1 protein-coding gene and 1 pseudogene are annotated in these 768 nt (G+C 50.9%); both read right to left on the bottom strand.

Annotated features, from left to right (window positions below):
* The coding region (locus BHE89_RS19145; RefSeq protein WP_286146347.1) for a topoisomerase II at window positions 1–349 on the bottom strand (349 nt) is incomplete at its 3' end.
* A gap of 68 nt (window positions 350–417) precedes the next feature.
* Window positions 418–768: pseudogene (locus BHE89_RS26445) on the bottom strand (hypothetical protein); the annotation flags it as partial.

Genomic DNA, 768 nt, shown 5'->3' with positions numbered 1-768 from the left:
CCCCCGCTTTAACCCGCGCTAAGCGGTTTAGGATAGACTTCACGCCTTCCCTTACTCCAGATGGATCGTAACCTGCTTCATCGCAGCAGACCACAAATGAGAATGGATGTACCTGATCGGACATCACCCAAGCCATCGTTTCCTGCTTGATTTCACTTCCCGCTCGACCATCAGCAAGGACTCTAAGGCTATGCCATAAAAGCCCATCACGTAACTGCCTTACCTCATCATCAGTCCATTCGGGCTTTGGCTCAAATGGAATGACTTCTGCGGTCTTCGGCTCTTCATCCAGGAAGAAAAGCGGCAGCTCAAGCTGGTTTTCCTTCTGGATCATCTTCACTGCGTTCATGGTGACTCCTTTTACGGGCACCATGCCCCCACAGGGGCATGAAGCCCCCAGTGGGGTTACAGTCATAGTTACTTCACGCCTGCCAGTTGAGAATTGATGTTCTCTTCCAGCCAGCCTTGAAGCGATTCAAGGTCACGCTTGTCTTCCGTATTGCTGGCTTTACGTGCATCTTCCGACACAGCGCTCAACATGGCGTTAGCCTCAGCAAGTGATTCAACATTGTTCCCAGGGAACACAATCGTTTGACTGTGATCTTTCATGGTCTTCTCCTTTGAGAATGGAGGACCGTCTCCCATCAGGAAGAGCGGCCCCCGTGGGTTAAAAGTAAAAATCCTCCAGCTCTTCATGGTCAGGCTTTCGCTCAACTGGTCGAAGCAACTCAGCTTCATCAGCGAACTCAAGCTCAGGATGAAAAGCAG

The sequence above is a fragment of the Shigella sp. FC1967 genome, assembly GCF_001743005.1.
Taxonomy (GTDB): domain Bacteria; phylum Pseudomonadota; class Gammaproteobacteria; order Enterobacterales; family Enterobacteriaceae; genus Proteus.
The sequence above is the reverse complement of the archived record's forward strand: the minus strand, read 5'-3'. Positions and strand labels throughout refer to the sequence as shown.